Source organism: uncultured Kocuria sp., from assembly GCF_947500125.1.
Lineage (GTDB): Bacteria > Actinomycetota > Actinomycetes > Actinomycetales > Micrococcaceae > Kocuria.
Map to the genome: position 1 here is coordinate 119,893 of NZ_CANMRA010000002.1, position 17,881 is coordinate 137,773.

Here is a 17,881-nt window from a genome sequence, read left to right on the forward strand (position 1 = left end):
CGGGTTCCCCGTCTGCCTACGCTGGAGTCCTCCGCCGCGGCCCGCGGGACCCGAGGGCGCGGGCGGAGCCGGGGAGGGGCGGTGGGCCGCGTGCCCGCCGGAGAGGCGGTGGGGGCCGTGGTGGTCTTCGAGAACAGGGTCGAGGCAGGGCGTCAGCTGGGGAAGCGGCTGAGGTCCCTGCGCGGACAGGACGTGGTGGTGCTGGGCCTGCCCCGCGGCGGGGTGCCCGTGGCCCACGAGGTGGCCAGGATCCTCGACGCGCCGCTGGACGTCATCGTGGTGCGCAAGCTGGGGGTCCCCTCCCAGCCCGAGCTGGCCATGGGCGCCATCGGGGAGGAGGGCGCCCGGGTGCTCGACGAGCGGACCCTGCAGTACTTCGGCGTGACCGACGCGCAGCTCGAGCAGATCGAGGCGCGGGAGCGGGCCGTGCTCGAGGCCCGGACGGCGCGCTTCCGGGAGGGCCGGGAACGGGTCGATCTCACCGGGCGGATCGCCCTGGTCGTCGACGACGGCATCGCCACCGGCTCCACGGCGCGCGTGGCCTGCCGGATCGCGCGCCAGCTGGGCGCCGCACGGGTGGTGCTGGCCGTTCCCGTGGCCCCGCAGGAGGCCCTGTCCCGGGTGGTCGAGGCGGACGAGGTGATCTGCCTCGCGACCCCGCCGTACTTCACGGCCGTCGGCTACCACTACCGGGACTTCTCCGCCACGGAGGACGACGAGGTCGTGGCCCTGCTCGACGCCGCCCGGCGCCGCCACCAGGCGGAGCTGCCCGGGCCGTCCGGGGCGGGGCGGGCGCCGCACGGCTGGCCCGTCGACGCCGACGTGCGGATCCCTGCCGGGGAGGAGCAGCTCGAGGCGCACCTGCACCTGCCGGGACCCGGCGCCGGGGTGGTGGTCTTCGCCCACGGCAGCGGCAGCAGCCGGTACAGCCCGCGGAACCAGTACGTGGCCTCCGTGCTGCAGCAGGCGGGGCTCGGCACCCTGCTGCTCGACCTGCTCACCCCCGGGGAGGAGGCGGACCGCGGCAACGTCTTCGACATCGGCCTGCTCGCCGAGCGGCTGCTCCTGGCCACGGCGTGGCTGCGCGCGCAGCCCGGTTCCGCGGCGTCCCCGGTCGGGTACTTCGGGGCGAGCACCGGCGCCGGCGCGGCCCTGTGGGCCGCGGCCGAGCCCGGCGCGTCGATCGCCGCCGTGGTCTCCCGCGGGGGCCGCCCGGACCTCGCCGGCGAGCGGCTGCGCGCGGTGCGCGCGCCCACCCTGCTGATCGTCGGCAGCGAGGACTTCGAGGTGCTCGGTCTCAACCGGTGGGCGCAGGAGTCGATGAGCTGCCCCACCCGGCTGGCGGTCGTGGAGGGCGCCACGCACCTCTTCGAGGAGCCCGGCACGCTCGCCGAGGCCGCCGGACTGGCGCGGGACTGGTTCCTGCGCCACCTCCACCCGGCCGGGGAGCACGACGACGGGACGACCCGGTGAGCCCCCGCGGACACGGGCCCTCCCGGGAGGCCGGGGTCCTCGCCGAGATCCGCTCCCTCGCGCAGCCGCTGGAGGGGGCGCAGGACCTCGACCCGCTCGTCGAGCGCTGCGCCGGTGCCCGGTTCGTGTGCGTGGGGGAGGCGTCCCACGGCACCCACGAGTACTACCGGTGGCGGGCCCTGCTCAGCCGCCGGCTGATCGAGGAGCACGGCTTCACCTGGATCGGGGTCGAGGGGGACTGGCCGGACTGCTGGCGGCTCAACCGGTGGGTGCGCGGCGAGGCGGACCAGGACCTCGACGCCCACGCCGTCCTGGCGGGCTTCGAGCGCTGGCCCACGTGGATGTGGGCGAACGAGGAGGTCGCCGAGTTCCTCGACTGGCTCCGGGAGGAGAACGCCCGCCGGGCCGGCCACGAGCAGGTGGGCTTCTACGGCCTGGACGTCTACTCGCTGTGGGACTCCCTGCGGGAGATCATCGGCTGGCTCGAGGCGAACGCGCCCGAGGCGCTGCCCGCCGCGCTGCAGGCGTGGCAGTGCTTCGTCCCCTTCCACGAGGACCCGCACCGGTACGCGTGGCGCACGCGGATCGTGCCCGAGAGCTGCGAGGCCGACGTCGTGGCCCTCCTCGCCGAGGTGCGCCGGCGGACCATGGACCGGATGGCCGGGGACCCCGCCGCGTTCGACGCCGCCCTCAACGCCATGGTCGCGGTCGACGCCGAGCGCTACTACCGGACCATGGTCCGGGGTGACCGGCAGTCCTGGAACGTGCGGGACGAGCACATGGCGGACACCGCCGGCCTGCTCTCCCGCCACCACGGCCCCGGGGCGAAGGGACTGGTGTGGGAGCACAACTCCCACGTGGGGGACGCCCGGGCCACCGACATGTTCGACGCCGGGCTCGTCAACGTGGGCCAGCTTCTGCGCGAGCGCCACGCCGCGCACGAGGTGGTGCTCGTGGGCCTCGCCTCCTGGGCCGGCACGGTGGTCGCGGCGGAGTCGTGGGGCGCGGCCGAGGAGGTCCTCGCCGTCCCGGAGGCCCGTCCCGGCAGCCACGAGGACCTCCTGCACCGGGCCCTGGGGGAGGCCGCGGTGCTCGTCTTCGGCCGCGACCGCTCCGGGCCCTGGCTCTCCGGGAGGTTCGGCCACCGGGCCATCGGGGTGGTGTATCACCCGTGGCGCGAGACCGGCAACTACGTCCCCACCCGCATGGGGGAGCGCTACGACGCCCTGCTCTGGTTCACGGTGACCGCCGCGCTGCGGCCCCTGCACCACGAGGGCCCGCCCGAGGAGCCCGAGCTGGAGACCGAGCCGACGGGCTTCTAGAGGCGTCCCGGGGGAGCGGCTCAGACGCCGGTCTGCTCCCGCGGTGCCTCCTCGGGCGCACTCTCCTCGGGCCGGTCCTGGAAGAAGCGCCGGTAGCCCAGGAACAGCACCACGGCCAGGCCCACGCCCACGGCGATGAACGTCATCCTGGTCTCGCTGGAGGCGAAGCTCCGCCCGATGGCGTAGATCAGGGTGAAGAGACCGCCGAGCATCACCCCGTTGGTCAGCACCCTGTTGCGCTTCTCGAGCACGAGGCTGAGGCCGAGCAGCGCCACGGAGGCGCCCAGGGCGACGACGGCCACGTTGCGGCTGTAGGTCTGCTGCTCCTCCTGCCACTGCCGCCACTGCCGCTCGTTCTCCGCCATCTCCTCGCGCTGCTCCTCGGTGGGGGTGCTGCTCCCCTCGGGCACGAACTCCACCCCCGAGGTCTGCTCCGGCATCTCCGGGCCCGGGTAGAAGGTCTGGATGCCGAGCCCCACGAACAGCGCCAGCAGGGCTCCCAGGAAGAAGGTGTAGACGATCTTCATCACGTTGTTGTCCACGGCGGACACCCCGATCTCTCCCGGTCCCCGGGGTGGGCCGCCGGGCGGCGGCGGACCCGTGGGGATGCCCTGATTATCGCCCTGTCGCACCTGCGAATCCAGTGCTCCCGGGGGCCGGTGGGGCCCGCCCCGTCATGATGGCGTGCGGGGCCCCGCGGGGCTTACGCGCCCGGTCGGCGGTGTCTACGCTGGAAGGGTCGAGGCGGACCGCACCGGTTCCCCGGCCGACCGGGCCGACGCGCCCGGCCGCCGTCGCGGACGGGTGCCACGGGAAGAGGAGTCAGGTCATGGCCGGATTGATGCGCAGGGAGGGCCTGGAGATGCTCGAGCCCCTCCGGCGCCTCCTGGAGGGGGACGTCGAGGCGTCCTGGCCCCGGGTGGAGGAGTACCGGGACGGCGACACGGTGGTGATCCGGGCGGAGCTGCCCGGCATCGACCCCGAGCAGGACGTGGAGCTCACGGTGGCCGACGACGTGCTCCACCTGCGGGCCGAGCGCAGGGAGCGGACCGAGCACAAGGACAAGGGCAGCTACCGCTCCGAGTTCCGCTACGGCTCGTTCTCCCGCACCCTGCCGCTGCCCCCCGGGTGCCGGGACGAGGACATCAGCGCCGCCTACCGCGACGGCGTGCTGGAGGTGCGCGTGCCCGTGGCCGAGCACGTCGAGCCGCCGGCCACCAAGAAGATCCAGGTGACCCGCGGCTGAGGAGGCCCGTGCGCGGCCCGCGCGACGTCGGGCGGACCGGGACGGTGCCGCCCGCCCGCCGTCGTGCAGGTCGTGCGGGAGGTCATGAGGACGGAAGGGCCGTTGTGACGGACCTCACCGAGTCCTATCGTGGAGACAGGTGGACCGGCCGGCCCGCCGCGAACAAGGGAGAACAGCATGGACGAGCCGTCGTCCGGTGGCCGGATCGTCGTGGGAATCGACGGATCCGGCTCGTCCAAGGCCGCGCTCCGGGAAGGAGTGCGGCTCGCCGAGTCCCTGGGCGCGCCGCTCGAGGCCATCATGTGCTGGGAGGACCCGCTGCTCTACGAGAGCTACCGGGTGGTGGACCCCGAGGAGTTCCGCCGCGGCAGCGAGCAGCTGTTCGAGAGCACGCTCGACGAGGTGTTCGGGGAGCAGCGCCCGGCGAACCTGACCACCCGGTTGCTGCGCGGTCAGCCCGCGGCCCGGCTCATCGAGGAGAGCGAGGGGGCCCGGATGCTGGTGGTCGGCCGGCGGGGCACCGGAGGGGTGCTCGGGATGATCCTCGGCTCCGTCTCCTCGGCCCTCGTCTCCCACGCCAAGTGCCCCGTCCTCGTGGTGCGGCACTGAGCGGCCCGGCAGGAACCTGCCGGACGGAGCGCGCCCCGGGCACGGACCGCGGGCGCCGGAACGAAGGAGCTCGACCATGGTCGCACCATCGCAGCAGCGGATCCTCGTGGGGATCGACGGATCGGACTCCTCGAAGGAGGCCCTCCGGACGGCGGACAGGATCGCCCGGGCCCTGGACGTCCCGCTGACCGCCGTCATGTTCTGGCAGGGTCCACCCGTCTACGAGGGCTGGGAGACCGTCGATCCGGACAAGCCCCCGGCCGGCACCGAGGACGTGCTCCGCGCGACGGTCGCCGACGTGTTCGGTGCGGAGGTCCCGGCGCACGTGCGCGCCGAACTGGTGCACGGGCGGGCCGCGGCCCGGCTGGTCGAGGAGAGCGAGAACGCCCTGATGCTGGTCCTCGGCCGCCGCGGCCACGGCGGCATGCGGGGCTCGGCGCTGGGCTCCGTCTCCAACGCGTGCATCGCCCACGCCCACTGCCCGGTGCTGGTCGTCCGGCACTGACCGGCCGGCGCCGGCCATCCGGCGCGGGCCCCGCGGCACCGACAGGCCGGCTCCCGGAGCCGGTCCGGACAAGGAGGTTCGGCCATGAGTGCACCGACGGACCAGCGGATCCTCGTGGGGATCGACGGCTCGGAGTCCTCGATGGAGGCCCTGCGGCTCGCCGCGAGCCTCGCGGAGGCGCTCGACGCCCCGCTCGAGGCGATCGCGTGCGCGGGGGACCCCACCGTGCTGGACGCCGAGCTGCTTGTCGACGAGGAGGCGCTGCGCGCCAACCACGAGCGGATCCTCGCGCGCACGGTCGCGGCCGTGTTCGGGGAGGACGTCCCCGCCCGGCTGACCAGCACGGTGACGCACGGCCGCCCGGCCGGCCGGCTCATCGCGGAGAGCGAGACCGCGCAGCTGCTCGTCCTCGGCCGGCGTGGCCGCGGCGGACTGCTCGGCTCGGCGCTGGGGTCGGTGTCCCACGCGTGCGTCTCCTACGCCCACTGCCCGGTGCTCGTGGTCCGGCACTGACCGGCGTCAGGACCTGACCGGCCAGGCCGGTCACCGCTCGCCGCGCGGCCCCCGCAGGGCGCGCAGGGCGTTGAGGATGGCCAGGAGGTCCACGACCTCCTGGCTGAGGGCGCCGAAGATCGCCGGGATCGCCCCCGTGGCGGCCACGAGCATGAGCACCACGGACAGGGCGATGCCCAGCCAGATGCTCTGCAGGGCCACCTGCATGGTCCGCCGGCCGATCCGCACCGCGGTCGCGGTCCTCGCGAGGTCCTCGGTGAGGATCACGACGTCGGCGGACTCGCTGGCGGCCGTCGCGCCGCGGGCGCCCATGGCGACGCCGACGTCGGCGGCGGCGAGCACGGGGGCGTCGTTGACGCCGTCGCCGACCATGAGCACCGGCCGGTCCGGGGCGTCGCGGACGGTGCGGACCTTGTCCTCGGGCAGGCACTCGGGCAGCACCCGGGTGATGCCCAGCTCCGCGGCGACGTGCTCGACGGTGGCGCGGGCGTCCCCGCTGAGCACGAGGATCTCCCGCACCCCGAGTCCGGTCAGCTGGGCCATCGTGGCCGTCGCGTCCTCGCGCACCTGGTCGCTCATCACCAGGGTGCCGGCGAAGCGGCCGTCCACAGCCACGTAGACGGCCAGCTCGCCCGGCCCGAGCACCTGCTCGACCACGTCCGGGGCGGAACGGGCCACGTGGGCGCGCTTGCCGACCACCACCCGGCGCCCCTCGACGGTGGCGGTGACCCCGTGGGTGGCCTCCTCGTGGGCCTCCTGCGCCGGGGCCGCCTCCAGTCCGCGGGCGAGGGCGGCGTCCCGCACGGAGGCGGAGAGCACGTGGGAGGAGTACTGCTCGGCGGACGCCGTCAGGCGCAGCAGCTCGTCCTCCGGGAACGGGGGGCGGGCGTGGACGGCCAGCAGCTCGGGGCGGCCGTAGGTGATCGTCCCGGTCTTGTCGAAGGCGACGGTGCGCACCGCGGCGAGCCGCTCGAGGGTCCCGGCGTTCTTGATGATGACGCCGTTGCGCGCCGCCCGGCTCATCCCGCCCAGGAACGCCACGGGGGCGGCGATCAGCAGGGGGCAGGGGGTGGCCACCACGAGGACCTCCGCGAAGACCACCGGGTCCCCGTGGTACCACCACGCCAGCCCGGCCACGAGGAGGGCGAACGCGGTGAAGGGCACGGCGTAGCGGTCCGCCAGGCGCACCACCGGGGCGCGGGACTCCGCGGCCTCGCGCACCATCGCCACGATCTGGGAGTACTGGGAGTCCGCCGCGGTCGCGGTGGCCCGCAGCACCACGGCCTGCTGCTCGTTGAGGACGCCCGAGAGCACCGCCTCCCCGGCGCGGCGGGTCACGGGCAGGCTCTCGCCGGTGATGGAGGACTCGTCGAAGTCGGCCTCCTCGCTGAGCAGGGCACCGTCCACGGGCACGACCTCGGCGGGGCGGACCAGCAGCTCGTCCCCGGGGCGGACCTCCTCGACCGGGACGTCCTGGAGGGACCCGTCCGGGTGCAGCCGGTGGGCGAGCACCGGGGCGCGCTCGAGCAGCGCGTTGAGCTCCTTGCGGGCCCGGTTCGCGGCATAGTCCTCGAGGGCCTGCCCGCCGGTGAGCATGAGGACCACCACGAGGGACGCGAGGTACTCGCCGACCGCCACGGTGGAGCTGATCGCGGTGACGGCCAGCAGGTCCACGCCCCAGTGCCCCGCGATGATGTCCCCGACCATGCCCCACGCCACCCGGGCGGCCACGACCAGGGCCCAGCCGGAGCCCAGCCACTGCGCCGGTCCCGGCTGCCCGGCGACCAGCAGGCCCACGACCGCGGCGCCCACGGCGAGGGTCACGGCGACGAGCGGGTAGCGCCGCGGGAACGCGAGCAGCCGGCCCGTGCGGCCGAGATCGACGTCCGGGTCGGGGCGTGCGCCCACGGTGAGGCTCATGCGTCCATGATGCCCTCGGGACCGGCCGCGAGGCGCCGCTCGGTCTCGGCGATCCGCCGCGCGGTGCGCAGGAAGCTGTCCGGGTTCAGGGAGATCGAGTCGATCCCCTCCCGCACCAGGAACTCGGCGAAGTCGGGGTGGTTGCTGGGACCCTGGCCGCAGATGCCGATGGGGATGCCCGCGGCGTGGGCCTTGCGGATGGCCTCGCTGATCATCCGGGTCACGGCCTCGTCCCGCTCGTCGAACAGCGCGCGCAGGGCCTCCGCGTCCCGGTCCACGCCCAGGACGAGCTGCGTGAGGTCGTTGGAGCCGATGGAGAAGCCGTCGAACCGCGTGGCGAACTGCTCCGCCAGGATCACGTTGGAGGGGATCTCGCACATCATGTACACCTTCAGGCCGTGCCGCCCGCGCTCGAGCCCGTGCTCGGCCATCGTGGCCAGGACCCGGTCCGCCTCCGCCACGGTGCGGCAGAACGGGACCATCACCACCACGTTGTCGAAGCCGATGCGCTCGCGGACCCGCCGCAGCGCCCGGCACTCGAGGGCGAAGCCCTCCCGGTACCGGGGGTCGTAGTAGCGCGAGGCGCCCCGGAACCCGAGCATCGGGTTCTCCTCGGGCTCCTCGAAGGCCGCCCCGCCCACGAGGTGCGCGTACTCGTTGGTCTTGAAGTCGCTGAGCCGCACGATCACCGGCAGGGGGTGGTACGGGGCGGCGAGCTTGGCGAGGCCCAGCGCCAGCGTCTGCACGAAGTACTCCTGCCCGTCGGCGAAGCCCGCCGTCAGCTCCGCGATCCGCCGCCGGTCCGCCTCGTCCCGGACCCGCTCCGGGTGCACGAGGGCCATGGGGTGGACCTCGACGATGTTGTTGACCACGAACTCCATCCGGGCCAGCCCCACCCCGTCGGCCGGCAGCCGCCACCAGCGGAAGGCCGCGGCGGGGCTCGCCACGTTGACCATGATCGCGGTGCGCGACTCCGGCAGCTCCCCGAGGTCGACCTCCTCGACGTCGAACGCGAGGGTGCCCTCGTAGACCGTGCCCCGGTCGCCCGCCGCGCAGGAGACCGTCAGCTCCTGGCCCTCCGGGATCGTCCGCGAGGCGTCGCCGGTGCCGACGACGGCGGGCAGGCCCAGCTCCCGGCTGACGATCGCCGCGTGGCTGGTGGTCCCGCCGTGGTCGGTGACGATCGCGGCGGCACGCTTCATGACCGGGACCCAGTCCGGGTCCGTCATCTCGGTGACCAGCACCGACCCGTCCCGGAAGGACTCGATGTCCGCGGCGGTGCGCACCACGCAGGCCGGGCCCGTGGCCACGGCGTCCCCGACCGCGGCGCCCACCGCGAGCACGCGCCCCTCGCCCCGGAGGTGGTGGATCGTGAAGCGGGTCCCGCTGCGACCGGCCTGGACGGTCTCCGGCCGGGCCTGCAGCAGGAACAGCTCGCCGGTCAGCCCGTCCTTCGCCCACTCCAGGTCCATGGGGCGGCCGTAGTGGTCCTCGACCAGCACGGCCCAGCGGCCGAGCTGCAGGACGTCGTCGTCGCCGAGCACCCACGCCCCCCGCTCCGCGGGGGAGGTCTGCACGAGCCGGGTGGCGGCGGCGCCGGCAGGGGCGTCGTCGTCGTGGACGAGCTTGTGCAGCTTGGCCCCCCGGGTCCGCTCCACGATCGGGGCCTCCGCCACGTCGAGGAGGGGCTTGAACACGAGGTACTTGTCCGGATCCACGGTGCCCTGCACCACCGTCTCGCCCAGGCCCCACGTCGCGCTGATCACGGCCACGCGCGGGAAGCCGCTCTCGGTGTCGATCGAGAACATCACCCCGGAGCAGCCGAGGTCCGCCCGGACCATCTCCTGCACGCCGACGGACAGGGCGACCGCGAGGTGGTCGAACTGCTTGAGCTCCCGGTAGGTGATCGCCCGGTCCGTGAACAGGGACGCGTAGCACCTCCGGCACGCCGTCAGCAGCTCCTCCTCGCCGACCACGTTGAGGAAGGTCTCCTGCTGGCCGGCGAAGCTCGCGTCCGGGAGGTCCTCCGCGGTCGCGCTGCTGCGCACGGCCACGGGCAGCTCGGCGCGGCCGGTGCGCTCGCAGAGCTCCCGGTAGAACCGGCGGATCTGCCGCGCCGTCTCCTCGGGGAACTCTCCGCGCAGGAACAGCTCGCGCACGGCGGCGCCGGTCTCCCGCAGCGTCGCGCGGCCCGCGCGGTGGTCCTCGAGCCGGTCCCGCAGCGCGGGCCCGATCCCGTTGGCCGTGACGTAGGACCGGTAGGCGTCGGCGCTGGTCGCGAAGCCGCCCGGCACGCGCACGCCCCGGGACGTCAGCTCCCGGACCATCTCCCCGAGGGAGGCGTTCTTGCCGCCCACCCGGGGGACGTCCGCGATCCCGAGCTCCTCGAACCAGTGGACCTCGGGGTCGGCCACGTCAGCTCCTCCGCGCCAGCAGGTCCGCGCAGGCCGTGTCGCACCGCTCGCAGGCCTCGGCCGCGAGGGCGCAGTGCTCGTAGGCCTCGTCGTGCTTGCGGCACGCGTCCCGGCACACCCGGGCCGCGGCCCGGCACGCCTCGAGCAGCGGGACCAGCACGGCCCGGCCGTTGCCCGGCTCCGGGAAGCCGAGACGGGCCAGCACCTGGGCGGTGGCCGAGCAGATCACCGCGCAGTCCTGCTCGGCGCGCAGGCACTCGCGCAGGTCCGCGACGGCGTCCTCCTCCACGCAGGCGTCGGCGCCGATCCGGCAGATCTGGGCGGTGTCGAGGCACGCCTCGATGCACCGGGCCTCGGCCGCGCGCTCCTCGTGCGTGAGCTCGGGGGCGGCGGGGTGCGCCATCAGGGCGCGGCTGATCGTGCTCACGGGCTGTCCTCCATCTGGTGGGACCGGTACAGGTCGGTTCAGCCCGCGAGGCGGGGCCTCGGGGCGGCCCGGGCCCGCGCCGCCCGGCGTGCGGGCTCGGGGGTTCCGGGGCGGCGGCGGGTCCCCGCCCACCCGGCGAGCTGGGTGACGGTGCCGTGGCCGGGGAGCTCGGTGGGGAGCACGAAGTCGACGGCGGGCGTGCCGCGCACGGCGTCCTCGTGCTCCGCGGCCCAGCGCAGCAGGTCCACGGCGGCGGGCTCCACGTGGTGGGCGGAGGTGAGGTCCACGACCACGGCGATGTCCGGTGCCAGGGTGCGTGCGCGACGGACCAGGGGGCACAGGGCCCGGTGGTTGAGCTCCGTGACGCACCCGCTGACCGCGAGCCGGATGTGCCGGCCGTCGAGATCGACCTGGACGAGAACGGACGGTTTGTGGTGCATGTCTTCTCCCCTGCAGCTCGTGGTGCGTGGCCGGCTGCTCGGCCTTCCCGCCCTCCACGCTAGGGGAAAGGAGACCTGGGTCACGAAGAAAGGCGGCCGCTCACGGGCACATTTCGTCTACCGACGAGTAGCAGGGGTCCGGCGGCGCTCAGCCCAGGGGGGAGGGCAGCCGTGTGGTGTCGGGGGCGAGCGGGTCGCTGCCCGCCGTCCCCCGCACGCGGGCCAGGAACGCCATGAGGTGGTAGACCACCAGCGTGGCCGCGGTGCCCAGGGCGATGCCCGCGAACTGCAGCCCGGAGGCCTCCCACGTGTAGTCGGCGATCCCGATGATCATGGCCACCGCGGCGGTGGTGAGGTTGACCGGGTTCGAGAAGTCCACGCGGTTCTGCACCCAGATCCGCACGCCGAGCATGCCGATCATCCCGTACAGCACCGTGGCGGCCCCGCCCAGGACCCCCGCGGGGACCGTGGCCACGGCGGCGCCGAATACCGGGAAGACGCTCAGCAGGATCGCCACGACGGCGGCGACCCAGTAGGCCGCCGTCGAGTAGACGCGCGTGGCCGCCATGACGCCGATGTTCTCGGCGTAGGTCGTGGTGCCGGAGCCGCCGCCCGACCCGGCGATCACGGTGGCGAGCCCGTCGGACATGATCGCGCGCCCGATGTACGGGTCGAGGTCGTCGCCGGTCATGAGGGCCACGGACTTCACGTGCCCGATGTTCTCGGCCACCAGCACCAGCACGACGGGAACGAACAGGCCCATGAGCGGCAGGTGGAACTCCGGGGTCTGGAACGGGGGCAGCCCGAAGAGCCCCTGCTCCTGCCACACGGCGCCGAGCGCGGAGAAGTCCACCTCGCCCCGGACGACGGCCGTCAGGTAGCCGATCAGCACGCCGAGCAGGATCGACAGCCGGCCGGGCAGGCCGCGGAAGACCACCGAGATCAGGATGATGGACGCCAGCGTCACGAGCCCGGTGACCGGGGCGGCCATGAAGTTGTCCTTCGCCGACGGCGCCAGGTTGAACCCGATCAGCGCCACGATGGTGCCCGTGACCAGGGGCGGCATGAGCTTCTGGAGCCACGCCGTGCCCGCGAACTGCACCACGAGGCCGATGAGGAACAGTGCCGCGCCCGCCATGAGGACGCCGCCCAGGGCGCCCCCGGGACCGTACTGGTTCATCGAGGCCGTGATGGGGGCGATGAACGCGAAGGACGAGCCGAGGTAGGACGGCACCCTGCCCGCGGTGACCACCAGGAAGAGGATCGTGCCCACGCCGGAGAAGAACAGCGTGGTGGACGGGGGGAACCCCGTGATCAGCGGCACCAGGAACGTGGCGCCGAACATGGCCACCACGTGCTGCGCGCCGATCGTGATCGTGCGGGGCCAGGTGAGCCGCTCCCGCGGCCTGACGACCTCCCCGGCGGTGACGGTGCGGCCGTCGCCGTGGAGGCGCCAGCCCAGGCCGAGGCGGGTGGCGGTGGTGCGTCCGGGCACGGGGGAACTCATGCGGGTCTCCTCGACGGCGGGGTGGGGGCCCGGAGCCGGGCCTCCACCACTGTACTCGGTGCCCCGCCGGGCGGAGAGGGGGCTCCGCGCCCGCGCCCGGACGGTGTCGGACGCCCTCCATATGATCAGCACGGTGACGGAAACTATGATGGTGGGCGACCAACCCCACCGTCCGGACAGGAGTCGACACATGCGTCAGCCACAGCCACGAGGGCCGCTCGGCGAGGACCTCCTCGCGGTGCTCCGGGAGGAGCCCGGCACCCCCGGGGCCGAGGCCCGGGCCGCGGCCCTGCCGGCGGCCGCCCGTGCCGCCGTGTCCCGCGCGGCCGGGGTGCTCGGGGACGACGACGTCCAGCTCAGCCTGTTCGTCCTGCACGCCCTGCACTACCAGGGCGTCGACGGGGTCGACGACCGCTGGGAGAGCGACCCCGAGCTGCTGCGCGCGCGGGAGGTCCTCTCCGGCGCGCTCGAGGCGCAGCTGCGCGCGGAGCTGCCCGCCGACACCGTGCCCGGCACGCCGCAGTCGGTCGCCGACGCCCTGTTCGCCATGGCCGCCGAGGACGACGGGCCGAGCCTCGCGCGCCACCTCTCCGGCCGGGCGGACGACGAGCAGGCCCGGGAGTTCCTGCAGCTGAAGTCCGTCTACCAGCTCATGGAGGGCGATCCGCACACCTGGGGCATCCCGCGGCTGAGCGGCCGGGCGAAGGCCGGTCTGATCGAGATCCAGGTCGACGAGTACGGGGGCGGCAGCGCTTCCCGCATGCACTCGGCCCTGTTCGCGGCCGGGATGCGCGAGGCCGGCCTCGACGACTCCTACGGCAGCGCCGTGGACCGGGTGCCCGCCGAGTGGCTCGCCGGCGTCAACACCGTCACGATGTTCGGCCTGCACCGGCGGCTGCGCGGCGCGGTGGTGGGGCACCTGGCGATGTACGAGATGACGTCCTCCGTCCCCTCCAGGTTCCTGGCGCGCGGCTTCCACCGCCTGGGGCTGCCCGCCGCGGCCGCGTTCTACGACGAGCACGTCGAGGCCGACGCCGCCCACGAGCAGATCGCGGCCCGGGACATGGCCGGAGGGCTCGTGGTCGAGGACCCCGCCGTCGCGGCGGACGTCTTCTTCGGCGCGCGCTGCGTCCTGCACCTGGACGCCCTCGCCGCGCGCCACGCGCTCGCGCGGTGGGAGGCGGGGGAGTCCGCGCTGCGCCCGGCCACGGCGGAGCCCTCCCGGCGCGGCGCCGCGGAGCTCGTCCGGTGAGCGCGGAGCACGGCGCCGGGGACCCCGCCCCGGACCCGGTCCCCGGGCCCACGGCGATGCCCGGCCCGGGCGCCGGCTCCGGTGAGCCGGTGACGATCACCGTGTGCCCCGACGGCCCGCTGCTGGTGCGCGGCGGCTACGAGCTGCTGGACGGCGACGACCGGCCCATCGACCCGGGGCGCGCCACCGTGGCGCTGTGCCGCTGCGGGGCGTCGTCCATCAAGCCGTTCTGCGACGGCTCGCACAAGCGGGCCCGTTTCCGGGCCCGCTGAGCCTCAGCGGCGCGGAGCCGGCTCGCGCAGCAGCCACTGCGCGAGCTGGTCCAGGGCCATGCCCAGCAGGCCGATGACGAGGATCACCACGAGCATCTCGTCGTAGGCCAGCCGGTCCCGGGCGTTGAGGATCTCGTAGCCCAGTCCGCTGCTGACCCCGAGCATCTCCGCCGGGACGATGACCACCCACGAGATCCCCAGGGCCAGCCGCACACCGGTCATGACGAACGGCCGGATGCTGGGGAGCACCACGGTGCGCAGCCGCTCGACCGGGGTGGCCCCGAGCGTCTCGGCGACCCGCAGGTGCAGCGGGTCCAGTGCCTTCACGCCCGCGGCCGTGTTCATGGTGATCGGCCAGACGGCGGCGGCGGCCACGAGGAAGATGACGGGCGCGTTGCCCACCCCCAGCAGGGCCACGGCCACCGGCGCCCAGGACAGGGGGGAGACCATGCGCAGGAACTGCACCACCGGGGCGCTGGTCCACCGGAAGCGGCGGTAGGAGCCGATGAGCAGGCCCAGCGGCACGCCGAGCCCCGTGGCGACGGCCAGCCCGCACAGCAGCCGCCACAGGCTCGTCAGACCGTCCTGGACCACCACGCCCCGCTCGAACAGCGAGGCCACGGCGCCGGGCATGCGCTCGGGCTGGAACGCGGCGATCATCGTGCTGGCGCCCGCCGCGGCGTGGGTGAACGCCCACCACACGGCGACCGTGACCAGCACCCCGAAGACCCCCCAGGCCGGGCCGGCCCAGGGGGACCCGGTGCGCCGGGACGTCCGCGCCGGAGCGGACCGACCGGGTCCGGGACCGTCCGGTCCGGAGCGTGACGGATCGGAGCTTGACGGATCGGAGCGGGACGGGCCGGTCCGGGCGACGTCGTCGAGGTCGGTGGGGGTCCCCGAGGCGTCCTGCGGGGTCCGGTGCGCGCCACTCATGGGTCGATCTCCTCGGTGCGGGTCGTGCCGGTCAGGCCGAAGACGCCCAGCCCGCCGACCTTCTCGATGCTGCGGGTCACGAGCGTGTCGTCGACGAGCTCGCGGTGGGCGGCGGCCGGGTCCAGGCCGTCGAGGAAGCCGGCCGGCGCGTCCACGACGGTCTCCTGCATGGCGCGCACCAGCTCCTCGGTGAAGCTCGCGTACGGGTACGGGCGGAAGTCCAGGCGCTCCCCGTTCCACGCGGGGTGGTGCAGGGCCTCCTGGTGCTCGGCGGCGTGGTAGGTCAGGGCCTGCTGGATCACGGGCCTGGGCTGGGGGAGGTAGCCGGCGGACAGCAGCGCCGCCGTCTCGGGGCGGTTCTGCCGCGCCCAGGACTGCGCCCGGACGAGGGCGTCCATGAACCCCTGGGCCTGCTCGGGGCGGTGGCGGATGAGCTCGCCGCGCATCATCGTCACGCAGCACGCGTGGTCGTGCCACACGTCGCCGAGGAAACGGTGGATGTTCCCGACGTCCTTCGCCTCGGCGGCCGCGTTGAACGGGTCGGCGACCACGTAGCCGCCGATCACCCCGTTGTTCAGCGCCGGGAGCATGTCGGAGGGGGCCATGGGCAGCAGGGCGACGGTGCGGCGCTGCCGGGACGGGGACTCCCGCATCACCGGGGTGAGGCCGGCCCCGCGCAGCATCTTCTGCACGATCACGTTGTGCACGGACCACCACGCCGGGATCGCCACGGACTCCCCGGACAGGTCCTCGAGCCGTTCCACGTCCGGGCGGACCGTGAGCGCGGAGCCGTTGATGTGGTTCCAGGCCGTGATGCGGACGTCGGCCCGCAGCCCGTAGCGCATGTAGAGGGCCATGGGCATGAGCATGTGGATCGCGTCCACCTTGCCCGCCACGAACGCCTCGGACAGGGACGCCCAGCTGCGGAAGAGCACCGGGTCCGCGACCGGGACGGCGGCGTCGTCGTAGTACCCGTTGGCGTGGGCGACCAGCAGGGGGGAGGCGTCGGTGATGGGGAGGTACCCGATCCGCACGGGGCGTGCCGGGCCGTCCGCGCCCCGGGCGTCCTGCTGGCTGTCCGCGTAGAGGGCCCCGGCGCCCCAGCCGAGCCCGGTGAGGGCGGCGGCGCCGGCCCCGGCCCGCAGCAGGGTCCGCCGGCTCGGTCCACGGGTGCTCATATGACCCAGTTCCCGGAGCCGTCGTCGCTGCCGCGGTAGTGGGCGAGGATCTGCTCGGCCGTCGTGCCGTCCCGCGCCGGCACCCACTGCTGCCGGAATCCGCGCGGACCGGCGAAGAAGCCGATCCGGTCCCCGAGGGTGATGGCCTCGTCGACGTCGTGGGTCACGAGGAAGACCGTCAGGTCCAGCTCGGTCGCGAGCCCGCGCAGCCACAGCTGCAGATCCTTGCGGGTCGCCGGGTCCAGGGCGCTGAAGGGCTCGTCGAGCAGGAGCACGTCGGGGCGCACCGCGAGCGCGCGGCCCACCGACACGCGCTGGGCCTGCCCGCCGGAGAGCTCCTGGACGGGGGTGTGCGCGAGCGGGGTCAGGCCGAGGATCCCGAGCAGGTCGTCCACGCGGGAGTCCTCGAAGCGGTCGCGGTTGCGCCGGTACCGGCCGCCGAGGGCGATGTTCTGGCGCACCGACAGCCAGGGGAACAGCCCGGGGTCCTGGAAGACGACGGCGAAGCGCTCGTCGGCGTCGCCGAACTCGATGCTGCCCCCGTCCAGGGGCTCGAGCCCGGCGATGGCCCGCAGCAGCGTCGACTTCCCGGAGCCGCTGGGACCCAGCACCGCGAGGGTCTCGCCGTTGCGCAGGGTCAGGTCCACCCCGTCGAGGGCCGGGGAGGAGGCCCCCGGATAGCTCTTGCGCAGCCCGCGGACGGTGAGCGCGGGCCGCGAGGCCGGCGCGGCGCGGCTCAGGCCAGGTTCTGCAGCACCCACCGCAGGTGACCTTCCGTGGGGGACTGGACGGGCAGGAACGCGGCCTCGCGGGCGCGGCGCGCCGTGGGGGAGGACATGGCGTAGCCGCGCCCGCCCACGACCTTCCCCTCGATCCGGGTGGCCCGGCCGGTGAGCAGCGCGGCGTCCAGCCGGAGGGAGAACAGCTCCCGGGGGCCGGCCTCGCGGGGCGTGTCCGCCAGGCGCACCAGGTCGGCGCGCAGGCGCCGGTACGCGGCGGTCGCCTCCTCCAGCTCCTCCCGGAACACCTCGGCGACGCCCTGCAGGGCCTCGTGGGCGGCGGTCAGCGCGGCGGCCGAGAGGCCGAGGCAGAACGCGGTCTGCAGCAGCAGGAACGGGCCCCGCACGGCGGCGAGGAAGGACGGGAGGTCCTCGCTCAGCAGGTCCTCGGCGGGATCGACGGGCACGTCCTCGAGCACGAGCACGCCCGAGGCCGTCGCGTTGAGCGCCATCAGGTTCTCGAGCAGCCGCACCGTCACGCCGGGCGCCGAGACCCGGGTCCGCAGCACCGCGCGCGAGCCGTCCTCCCGCACGGCCGGCAGCACCACGACGCCCTCGGGGTAGAGGTTGGAGGCCCACGGCACGGTGCCGTTGAGGACGGGTCCCGCGGCGCCGGCGGTGAGGGTCACGGGGATCTCCCCGATGCCGGCGGCGTCCTTGAACGCCGGGGCCATCGCCGAGCACCCGGGCACGGCCCCGGAGCGCACGTCGGCGGGGATCTCCGTCCCGGTGGCGGCGAGGTACTCGATGGTCGCCCGGTGCGCCCACAGCGAGAACGCCGTGGCGGTGCACTCGGTGGCGAGGTCGAACACGACGGCTGCCTGCGGCGCCAGGGATCCGGTCAGGCCGAGGTCCAGCAGCCCCCGGGCGCCCAGCTCGCGCAGGGTCTCCAGCGGGGAGGCGGCGGACGTGTCGACGTCGCGGGCCCGGGCCGCGGCGGTGCGGCGGACGAGGTCGTGGTCGGGGTAGTCGACGAGCGGAGCGAGCAGCGGCCGGCCCTCGGGGCCCGGGGCGCCGGCCGTGGAGGGGGATCGCGTGGACTGGGTCATGGTCTTCCGTTCTGCCGGGGAGTGCGGGGCGGGCCCGGCCGC

Annotated in this window: 18 protein-coding genes; 8 read left to right on the forward strand and 10 right to left on the reverse strand. The window is 74.6% G+C overall.

The genetic code is table 11. The features are described from left to right. Positions 1-81: 81 nt before the first annotated feature. Both Q0817_RS01845 and Q0817_RS01850 read left to right on the forward strand, forming a co-directional pair. Positions 82-1,473: a phosphoribosyltransferase gene (locus Q0817_RS01845; RefSeq protein WP_366139849.1), complete on the forward strand. Its 1,392-nt coding sequence runs from the start codon at positions 82-84 to the stop codon at positions 1,471-1,473. Beyond that, complete coding sequence (locus Q0817_RS01850; protein WP_298583291.1) at positions 1,470-2,795, forward strand: erythromycin esterase family protein; 1,326 nt, start codon at positions 1,470-1,472, stop codon at positions 2,793-2,795. The genes Q0817_RS01845 and Q0817_RS01850 overlap by 4 nt, the downstream gene beginning before the upstream one ends. 20 nt (positions 2,796-2,815) lie before the next feature. On the opposite strand, the gene Q0817_RS01855 is transcribed toward Q0817_RS01850, so the two are convergent. Then, entirely contained in the window at positions 2,816-3,337 is a 522-nt protein-coding gene (locus Q0817_RS01855; protein ID WP_298583292.1) for a hypothetical protein, read from the reverse strand. Positions 3,338-3,624: 287 nt separating this feature from the next. Here Q0817_RS01855 and Q0817_RS01860 point away from each other — a divergent pair, with 287 nt between their 5' ends. The 4 genes from Q0817_RS01860 to Q0817_RS01875 all read left to right on the forward strand — a co-directional run bounded on the left by Q0817_RS01860 (position 3,625) and on the right by Q0817_RS01875 (position 5,668). Continuing rightward, a complete protein-coding gene (locus Q0817_RS01860) occupies positions 3,625-4,041 on the forward strand; it encodes an Hsp20/alpha crystallin family protein (RefSeq protein WP_298583294.1) in 417 nt (138 codons plus the stop codon). Between the two features lie 177 nt (positions 4,042-4,218). After that, on the forward strand, positions 4,219-4,650 hold the full coding sequence (locus Q0817_RS01865) for a universal stress protein (protein WP_298583296.1): 432 nt from the start codon (positions 4,219-4,221) through the stop codon (positions 4,648-4,650). A 76-nt stretch (positions 4,651-4,726) separates the two neighbouring features. Further along, the gene (locus Q0817_RS01870) at positions 4,727-5,155 is read left to right on the forward strand and encodes a universal stress protein (protein WP_298583298.1); all 429 of its coding nucleotides are present in this window, start codon (positions 4,727-4,729) and stop codon (positions 5,153-5,155) included. An 84-nt stretch (positions 5,156-5,239) separates the two neighbouring features. Next, the gene (locus Q0817_RS01875) at positions 5,240-5,668 is read left to right on the forward strand and encodes a universal stress protein (RefSeq protein ID WP_298583299.1); all 429 of its coding nucleotides are present in this window, start codon (positions 5,240-5,242) and stop codon (positions 5,666-5,668) included. Between the two features lie 30 nt (positions 5,669-5,698). Here the strand turns inward: Q0817_RS01875 and Q0817_RS01880 are convergent, their stop codons facing one another. The 5 genes from Q0817_RS01880 to Q0817_RS01900 form a co-directional block, all read right to left on the reverse strand. Next, a complete protein-coding gene (locus tag Q0817_RS01880) occupies positions 5,699-7,588 on the reverse strand; it encodes a heavy metal translocating P-type ATPase (protein ID WP_298583300.1) in 1,890 nt (629 codons plus the stop codon). Further along, positions 7,585-10,002 (reverse strand): phosphoenolpyruvate synthase, encoded by a 2,418-nt coding sequence (gene ppsA / locus Q0817_RS01885; RefSeq protein WP_298583301.1) that lies wholly within the window; start codon positions 10,000-10,002, stop codon positions 7,585-7,587. The genes Q0817_RS01880 and ppsA overlap by 4 nt, the downstream gene beginning before the upstream one ends. Before the next feature lies 1 nt (position 10,003). Beyond that, positions 10,004-10,429 (reverse strand): four-helix bundle copper-binding protein, encoded by a 426-nt coding sequence (locus Q0817_RS01890; protein WP_298583303.1) that lies wholly within the window; start codon positions 10,427-10,429, stop codon positions 10,004-10,006. Positions 10,430-10,467: 38 nt separating this feature from the next. Next, the gene (locus Q0817_RS01895; protein WP_298583305.1) at positions 10,468-10,869 is read right to left on the reverse strand and encodes a hypothetical protein; all 402 of its coding nucleotides are present in this window, start codon (positions 10,867-10,869) and stop codon (positions 10,468-10,470) included. A gap of 148 nt (positions 10,870-11,017) precedes the next feature. Beyond that, positions 11,018-12,376, reverse strand: a complete 1,359-nt coding sequence (locus Q0817_RS01900; RefSeq protein WP_298583307.1) for a uracil-xanthine permease family protein — start codon at positions 12,374-12,376, stop codon at positions 11,018-11,020. Positions 12,377-12,566: 190 nt separating this feature from the next. On the opposite strand from Q0817_RS01900, the gene Q0817_RS01905 reads away from it, so the two are divergent. Together Q0817_RS01905 and Q0817_RS01910 are read left to right on the forward strand one after the other, a co-directional pair. Further along, on the forward strand, positions 12,567-13,628 hold the full coding sequence (locus tag Q0817_RS01905) for an iron-containing redox enzyme family protein (RefSeq protein ID WP_298583309.1): 1,062 nt from the start codon (positions 12,567-12,569) through the stop codon (positions 13,626-13,628). After that, positions 13,625-13,900, forward strand: coding sequence for a CDGSH iron-sulfur domain-containing protein (locus Q0817_RS01910; RefSeq protein WP_298583311.1), 276 nt, complete (start codon positions 13,625-13,627; stop codon positions 13,898-13,900). Before Q0817_RS01905 ends, Q0817_RS01910 begins: the two co-directional genes overlap by 4 nt. 3 nt (positions 13,901-13,903) lie before the next feature. Here Q0817_RS01910 and Q0817_RS01915 read toward each other — a convergent pair whose 3' ends face one another. Genes Q0817_RS01915 through Q0817_RS01930 form a run of 4 tightly spaced genes read right to left on the reverse strand, consistent with a single transcriptional unit; the run spans position 13,904 to position 17,839 of the window. After that, positions 13,904-14,833: an ABC transporter permease gene (locus Q0817_RS01915; protein ID WP_298583313.1), complete on the reverse strand. Its 930-nt coding sequence runs from the start codon at positions 14,831-14,833 to the stop codon at positions 13,904-13,906. After that, on the reverse strand, positions 14,830-16,011 hold the full coding sequence (locus Q0817_RS01920; RefSeq protein ID WP_298583315.1) for an ABC transporter substrate-binding protein: 1,182 nt from the start codon (positions 16,009-16,011) through the stop codon (positions 14,830-14,832). Before Q0817_RS01920 ends, Q0817_RS01915 begins: the two co-directional genes overlap by 4 nt. Continuing rightward, a complete protein-coding gene (locus Q0817_RS01925) occupies positions 16,008-16,772 on the reverse strand; it encodes an ABC transporter ATP-binding protein (RefSeq protein WP_298583316.1) in 765 nt (254 codons plus the stop codon). The genes Q0817_RS01920 and Q0817_RS01925 overlap by 4 nt, the downstream gene beginning before the upstream one ends. Next, positions 16,748-17,839 carry an acyl-CoA dehydrogenase family protein gene (locus Q0817_RS01930; protein ID WP_298583317.1) on the reverse strand — a complete coding sequence of 364 codons (1,092 nt, stop codon included), beginning with the start codon at positions 17,837-17,839 and terminating at the stop codon, positions 16,748-16,750. The genes Q0817_RS01925 and Q0817_RS01930 overlap by 25 nt, the downstream gene beginning before the upstream one ends. Between the last annotated feature and the right edge of the window lie 42 nt (positions 17,840-17,881).

Excerpts from the sequence above, each read along its gene's own strand:
- Q0817_RS01905 (WP_298583309.1), top strand. The coding sequence starts at position 12,567 with ATGCGTCAGCCACAGCCACGAGGGCCGCTCGGCGAGGACCTCCTCGCG.
- Q0817_RS01880 (WP_298583300.1), bottom strand. The coding sequence starts at position 7,588 with ATGAGCCTCACCGTGGGCGCACGCCCCGACCCGGACGTCGATCTCGGC.
- Q0817_RS01875 (WP_298583299.1), top strand. The coding sequence starts at position 5,240 with ATGAGTGCACCGACGGACCAGCGGATCCTCGTGGGGATCGACGGCTCG.
- Q0817_RS01870 (WP_298583298.1), top strand. The coding sequence starts at position 4,727 with ATGGTCGCACCATCGCAGCAGCGGATCCTCGTGGGGATCGACGGATCG.
- Q0817_RS01920 (WP_298583315.1), bottom strand. The coding sequence starts at position 16,011 with ATGAGCACCCGTGGACCGAGCCGGCGGACCCTGCTGCGGGCCGGGGCC.
- Q0817_RS01865 (WP_298583296.1), top strand. The coding sequence starts at position 4,219 with ATGGACGAGCCGTCGTCCGGTGGCCGGATCGTCGTGGGAATCGACGGA.
- Q0817_RS01860 (WP_298583294.1), top strand. The coding sequence starts at position 3,625 with ATGGCCGGATTGATGCGCAGGGAGGGCCTGGAGATGCTCGAGCCCCTC.
- Q0817_RS01915 (WP_298583313.1), bottom strand. The coding sequence starts at position 14,833 with ATGAGTGGCGCGCACCGGACCCCGCAGGACGCCTCGGGGACCCCCACC.
- Q0817_RS01930 (WP_298583317.1), bottom strand. The coding sequence starts at position 17,839 with ATGACCCAGTCCACGCGATCCCCCTCCACGGCCGGCGCCCCGGGCCCC.
- Q0817_RS01895 (WP_298583305.1), bottom strand. The coding sequence starts at position 10,869 with ATGCACCACAAACCGTCCGTTCTCGTCCAGGTCGATCTCGACGGCCGG.
- Q0817_RS01900 (WP_298583307.1), bottom strand. The coding sequence starts at position 12,376 with ATGAGTTCCCCCGTGCCCGGACGCACCACCGCCACCCGCCTCGGCCTG.